A 6,454-nucleotide genomic window follows, 5' to 3' on the forward strand; every position below is an offset into this window, starting at 1 on the left:
GCATTATTGACAGCCTTATTTGAAAGCTTCACCATGATAACCGTTAAAACTCCTACAATAATCAAAAGAATCCAAGCCATGGCAGATGCCTTGCCCATTTTTTGATAAATAAATGCGTTATGGAAAAGATACAGCGGATACATCAAAATCGAATTTTCCGGCCCTCCGGATGCGCCGGATGTATTTCCCCCAGACGCCGTAGTGATGACGTATACCTGCGTAAAATACTGAAACGCATTGATCAGGTTCAAAATCGCCTGATAAACAAGAACATGGGCAACGCAAGGCAGCGTTATGTAAAAGAAACGCTGGATTCCATTCGCTCCATCTAATTTTGCTGATTCATAGTAGCTGCTCGGCACATCCTGAATAGCTGCCAGACATACCAACATGGCGGTTCCAGTACACCAGGTTCCCATCATAATCAGCGCCCACATGGTTGTATCAGGATTGATCAGCCAGGCAGGGCCATCAATGCCAAAGAGTTTTAAAAAATTATTGATAAATCCATAGGTAGGATCAAACATCCAAATCCATACCATGGTGGCCGCCACCATAGGAATAACAGAAGGCAGAAAAAAAATGGTGCGCACAATCCCTCTTCCCCGAAACCGTTTGCTTACAATACTGGCCAAAATAAGCGCTACCAGCAGATTTACAGGGGTAGCCACAAAAGCATAAAAACATGTATTTCTAAGGCTCTTATAAAATCTTGCATCATGAAAGAGGCTGATATAGTTTTCAAGCCCAACCCATTCAGGATCAACAATAGGATTAAATTCTGTAAAACTGTAATACAAAGACATCAATAAAGGATAAATGCTAAACAGCAGAAATCCAGCAATCCAAGGCAAGGCAAACAGAAATCCGTTTCTGTCATCCCGCGTCAGTTTCCATCTGTTTTTTTGTCTCATATCAACCCGGTCCTTTCCCTTTTGAAAAGCACGGTACGTTCTTCCCTATTCAGAACGTACCGTGAAAACCTTTCCTAATTCAACATCTCTGCTTGTTCCTGCAGCTCACGCATAGCTTCCTCCGGTGTTTTGCTTCCGTTGTACACATAATCCAGATATTCTTCAATCAAAGATACATACTGGGCGGACTCTTTCATCTTAGGCGCTGCAATTCCATTGCTTGTTTTCAACGCTTCCATAAAGGATGGGAAGATTTCATTGCTTGCCAAAAGGTCCGGATCGTCAAAAAGGGTGTTATTCGCCGGCAAAGAGCCAATTTCTATCAGGAAATCCTTTGCGCCATCTGTAGCAAACCAGGAGATAAAAGCATATGCGCCCTCCTTCTCCTTCGCTCCCACAGGGATGGCCAGGGAAGTATTTTCATAGCGGCTGACTCCCTGAAGCTCAGGATTCGCCTCTGTACCGGGAACCATGGCAACGCCGAAATTCACGTCCGGATTGTTTTCTTTAATCTGGTTTGCAAGCCATGGACCATCGAAACGGAATAGCTGTTTTCCTGTAAAGAAAATGTCCTGTGGAGTGTAGCGGTTGGTATTACCCGTGGCCACAAATTTCTGTACCTTGTCGATTCCATACAAGCTTCTATACTGAATATTCATATTCAGGCTATCTAAAATAAATTGGGAATCAGCCGTGGGGGTAACGCCATCCTCTGCAACCCAATTACCTCCAAAAGCATAAATCAGCTCTTGTCTGGCACTGGCAAGGGGGAATAAGGGATAACCCAAAACGTCAATATTTCCATCTTCATCCAAAGTAGTCGCCCTCACTGCCATATCATACAGCTCTTCCATCGTCTTGGGCGGCTCTGTCTCCCCTATATCTGCCAAAATATCCTTGTTATAAAACATCTGAATAATGACAGTTGTAATAGGGAAGCCATACATCTGGCCGTCCACACTGTTGCTTTCCACAGCCGGAGCATCGTAAATGCTAAAGTCAAAACCATTTTCTGTTCCCATTTCTGTCATGTTTTCCAAAAGACCGCTGCTCTGATAGCTGATAATCTCAGAGTTGGAAAGCTCTATTACATCCGGCGCTTCGTTGCTGGACATGGCCACTAAATATTTCTGCTTATCCGGTACACTGAAGCCTTCCACCACATATTCCGACTGGGATTCATTGAAACGTGCAATGGCACGCTCCATAATTTCCGCTTCATTTCCCTTGTGATAATACCAATAGGAAACCTTTACCGGCTCTGTTCCTGTCGGCTGTGTTCCAGCCGTTTCCTCTGCCGCTTCACTTTCTCCCCCTTGCAATGACGCAGTTTGTGTGTCTGCGGTGCTTTGGCCTTCTCCACTGCATCCAGCTAAAAAGCAAAATGAGATTGCTGCTGCCAAGGCCATGTTCCTAAATCGACGATGCTTCTTCATACTGATAACTCCTCCTTTTCATTGGGGAAAACCTCTGCTGGTATTTCCCGTTTATAGTTTTTTGCCTACCTATAAGATACCAATTTTCACGCAGTTTGTCAATATTTTTCAAAATTATTTTTTATTTTGTAATTTTTTTTCAAAATTATTATTCAACCTTGCGGAATCATAAAATTTCCTGCTTGCTTTACGGGAACATACCACTATTCATGCCCTGTTTTCTGCAAAAAAATAGCTGCTGTATATTTCTATACAAGCAGCTATTGCTGAAACTTTTATTATCATTATCTATTTCGGACAGACAAAGCATCCCTGGTACGATCCAGATAGTCTTTTACTGCATCATACTGCATACTGGCTACCGCTGAAAAAAGCACGTCCACAACATTGAGCATGGCAATTCGCGATCCCATGGCACCACTTCGGAAGGTAAGCTCCGGTGTGGAAATGTGAAGCACCACATCCACTCCTCTTGCCAGTTCACTCTTGCTATAACGTGTAATGGCAATGCTTTTCGCTCCGCTTTTTTGAACCAGCTCCAGCGCATCTAAAATTTCGTCTGTTGTCCCTGAATTAGACACCAGAACCGCTACATCCTTTTTATCCAAAAGCGCGGCAGCCGTCCGTATACTATGCCCATCCACAATTGCCTGACAGTGCTTTTTGATTCGCATAAATTTCTGTTGTGCATCCTGACAGACTAAACCTGACGCTCCCAATCCATACCAGTCCACCCACGAAGCAGCAGCAAGCATATCTACCGCCTGTCTGACCTGTTCTTTATCTAAAACCAGCAAGGTGTCCTCAATAGACCGCCGGTTATTGAATGACACATTCTCAATAATGGTTTCTAAGGTATCACCAGGCTGAATATCGGTATACTTTTTTTCTTCTCCCTTCTCCTTTGCGCTTCCAAGAGCAGCTGAAAGATTTAAGGTAAAATCCCTATATCCGCGGTAACCTAAAGCTTTGCAAAATCGAAGTACCGTAGCCTCGCTGGTTCCGCTTCTCTTTGCAAGCTGCTTAATAGACATGGTTGGGATATCCTTAAGTCTACGCTCTACATATTCAGCTACCAGCCTCTCCGTCCTTGTCATAGTTGGCTTTGCGTCCTGTAAACGAATTTCCACATGATTACTCTCATTCATATGGTTCCCCCTTGTGTTAAACTTCTTTCGTTTCTAATCCTTTTTTATAACGGTTTCACATAAGATTCAGCCGTATTACACTGCATGCAGCCAGCAGCTGTACGTCATACTGATTCTGCCTATTTAAGCATATCGCATCAAATAAAAAAATGCAATTTTTTCCTGCAAAAAACAACCCAGGTTATCTTCTTTCATTGTTCAAATACAAAAGCTGTTTTTCCGGCCAGGAGCTTTTGCAGCATATCCGCAAACTCCTCGATATAATAGTTGGTTTGATCCTTCCGCCAGAAAGCGCAGTACTTTCGCATAACCTGTCTGCCGCCCTGACAGATAGGCAGCCGCCGGATGAAGTCCCCCTCCGGCGGAAGGGTTCCCACACTCTCAATCGGCAGAAAGCCGCGATTGCTTACCACAAGCAGACGTCCCTCCTCCAGATTATCCGCAAAGAGATAGCTGCCGCCAAATCCCAGGGTATTTTGATAGTACTCCTGTTCCGCATTCCGCTGCTCCTTGGAGGAAATGAGAATGCAGGGAATACGCTTTAATTCCTCCAGTTCAACACTGTCCTTCCTGCTGAGATCATTTTGTATGGAAACCTCCGCGTAGCAGCCGCACTGCATCAGCTCAAAATTCATATAGGCATCGGAAAATGCCCTCCTTTGATCATTCAAAACCAGATCCACACCCCCAAAGCGAAGCAGGTCGTAGAGTTCCTCGTGGGTGCCATTCACAATATTGATGGACACTTCCGGATAAGCCTTTGAAAACTCGGCAATAGCCTGGTGAAGCTCCATGCCGCTGTAGCAGCGCAGGTACCCAATGCGCAGCTGCAGCTCTTTGTCTGCACCCAGGCGCTTTGTCTCATGAAGCAAATCATCCACCTGCTCCAAAATGGCTTTACAGTGAGAATAAAAGTACTGTCCCGTGGGCGTAAGGGTAAACCGGCGGTTCGCCCGCTGAATCAGCAATACTCCCAGCTCTTTTTCCAATGATTGAATCTGCTGGGAAATGGCTGACTGCGATATATAGCACTGTTCTGCCGCCTCGGTAAAACTATTGCAGTCCACAACAGCCACAAAATATTTCATCTGCCGAAGCAGCATGGACAATTCCTCCTTTTCTAGGACAATTATGACTCTATTATAGGAGAATCATCCAATGGCTTCAAGTATGAAAATCAAAGATGCCTGCATATATGTATCAAAAAAAGAACATAAAAAATATTTCTAACCTATAGACAAAAAATGGAGAAGGTGCTATTCTTATACCAGATAAACAGTAATCATTACTATTTTTATTTTAAGAAATGGAGGCTTTATTATGAGCGCAAACACTGCACAGGTTAACAATCTGGTAAATCTTCTGGACGGCTACGCACAGAAGGGCGGACACCATCTGAATGTAAATGTTTTGAACAGGGATACACTTCTGGATGCACAAAAGCACCCTGAGAATTACCCTCAGCTGACCATCCGTGTCAGCGGCTACGCAGTAAACTTTATCAAGCTGACTCCTGAGCAGCAGGCGGATGTTATCAGCAGAACCTTCCACGAATCAGTATAATACTATCCCCTTTCATAAATTACCTGAAAATAAGTAATTGCGAAACTCGCTGACAAAGTCACGAACCTGGTCATAATAACCAAAAACGGGTTCCAAAGCAGTGGCTGGTCACCCTTATTTTGGTTATTACGCCCAGTTTCTGATACCAGAAAGCAAGTTTCGCAAACGCTTAATTACTTAATTACCTGAAAAGAGAAGAACGGCCCGGGCCGTTCTTCTCTTTTGTCTGAGTATGTGATATACTACTCATTGGATGTTGAGGTCAAAGGGGGGCGGTCACAATTCTGACGATTTGCGGCAGGAAGGCCTTTTGACCCTGACACCCGCATTGCTAAAAAATACAGGATGCCGCCGTCCAGAAGGGATGCGGCGAAAGGAAATCATGAATATTATTATCGTAGGATGCGGCAAAGTGGGATACACCCTGGTAGAGCAGCTAAGCGGGGAGGATCACAATATTGTGGTCATTGATGAAAAAGAAGAAAAGGTAAAGTCCATAACGGATGAGCTGGATGCTATGGGCATTGTGGGAAATGGAGTCAGCTATCAGGTTTTGCAGGAGGCCGGCATAACCGATACAGACCTTTTGATTGCGGTAACCGGTTCCGACGAGCAAAATCTCCTGTGCTGTGTCATCGCCAAAAAAGCAGGCAACTGTAAGACCATTGCCCGTGTGCGCAATCCCATTTACAACGAGGAATCCAATTTTTTGAGAAAAGAGCTGGGACTGGCCATGATCATCAATCCGGAGCTGACCTCCGCCTCCGAAATCGCCCGCATTTTTCAGTTTCCCTCTGCGGTTAAGATTGACACTTTTTCCAAGGGCCGCATAGAGCTTCTGCATTTTCGGGTTACAAAAGACTGCCTTTTGAATCATTATGAGCTGATTCACATCCGCACCACCTTAAAGTGTGAGGTGCTGGTATGTATGGTGACCAGAGGGGAGGATGTGCTGATTCCCAGGGGTGACTTTATTTTCCAGGAAGGGGACATTGTAGCGATCATCTCCACTCCGCCCAAGGCAAATGAGTTTTTTAAAAAAATAGGCATAGGCACCGGGCGGATCCACTCTGCCATGGTGGTGGGCGGCGGCACCATCGCTTACTATCTGGTCAAGCGCCTTCTTGCCGTTGGAATTGAGACTAAAATTATCGAACAGGACAGTGCCAGATGTGATCAGCTGAACGAGCTGCTGCCAAAGGCCACCGTCATCTGCGGCGACGGCACGGATCAGAAGCTGCTTTTGCAGGAAGGGCTCTCCTCTATGGATGGCTTTGCTGCGTTGACGGGAATGGACGAAGAGAATATTCTGCTCTCTCTGTTTGCCAAAAAGACCTCCAGCGCCAAAATTGTGACCAAAGTCAACAGAATCAACTTCAACAGTGTGCTGAAC

6 protein-coding genes are annotated in these 6,454 nt (G+C 45.0%); 2 read left to right on the forward strand and 4 right to left on the reverse strand.

Going from position 1 to position 6,454, the window contains the following annotated elements:
* From AC1WIP_RS09710 to AC1WIP_RS09725, 4 genes are all read right to left on the reverse strand, one after another.
* Positions 1 to 914, reverse strand: a 914-nt coding sequence (locus tag AC1WIP_RS09710) for a carbohydrate ABC transporter permease (RefSeq protein ID WP_481141648.1), incomplete at its 3' end; no start/stop codon positions are given.
* Positions 915 to 988: 74 nt separating this feature from the next.
* A complete protein-coding gene (locus tag AC1WIP_RS09715) occupies positions 989 to 2,350 on the reverse strand; it encodes an ABC transporter substrate-binding protein (protein WP_481141649.1) in 1,362 nt (453 codons plus the stop codon).
* Between the two features lie 284 nt (positions 2,351 to 2,634).
* Positions 2,635 to 3,498, reverse strand: coding sequence for a MurR/RpiR family transcriptional regulator (locus AC1WIP_RS09720; RefSeq protein ID WP_481141650.1), 864 nt, complete (start codon positions 3,496 to 3,498; stop codon positions 2,635 to 2,637).
* A gap of 191 nt (positions 3,499 to 3,689) precedes the next feature.
* A complete protein-coding gene (locus tag AC1WIP_RS09725; RefSeq protein WP_481141651.1) occupies positions 3,690 to 4,601 on the reverse strand; it encodes a LysR family transcriptional regulator in 912 nt (303 codons plus the stop codon).
* 217 nt (positions 4,602 to 4,818) lie between these two features.
* On the opposite strand from AC1WIP_RS09725, the gene grcA3 reads away from it, so the two are divergent.
* Positions 4,819 to 5,061, forward strand: a complete 243-nt coding sequence (grcA3, locus tag AC1WIP_RS09730) for an autonomous glycyl radical cofactor GrcA3 (RefSeq protein ID WP_481141652.1) — start codon at positions 4,819 to 4,821, stop codon at positions 5,059 to 5,061.
* Between the two features lie 382 nt (positions 5,062 to 5,443).
* Positions 5,444 to 6,454 (forward strand): Trk system potassium transporter TrkA (trkA, locus tag AC1WIP_RS09735; RefSeq protein ID WP_481141653.1); only part of this gene is annotated, 1,011 nt, incomplete at its 3' end.

Source organism: Acetatifactor sp. (genome assembly GCF_982438285.1).

Bases quoted from the DNA above. Each gene is read 5' to 3' on its own strand.
- grcA3 (WP_481141652.1), top strand. From the start codon at position 4,819: ATGAGCGCAAACACTGCACAGGTTAACAATCTGGTAAATCTTCTGGAC.
- AC1WIP_RS09720 (WP_481141650.1), bottom strand. From the start codon at position 3,498: ATGAATGAGAGTAATCATGTGGAAATTCGTTTACAGGACGCAAAGCCA.
- AC1WIP_RS09725 (WP_481141651.1), bottom strand. From the start codon at position 4,601: ATGCTGCTTCGGCAGATGAAATATTTTGTGGCTGTTGTGGACTGCAAT.
- AC1WIP_RS09715 (WP_481141649.1), bottom strand. From the start codon at position 2,350: ATGAAGAAGCATCGTCGATTTAGGAACATGGCCTTGGCAGCAGCAATC.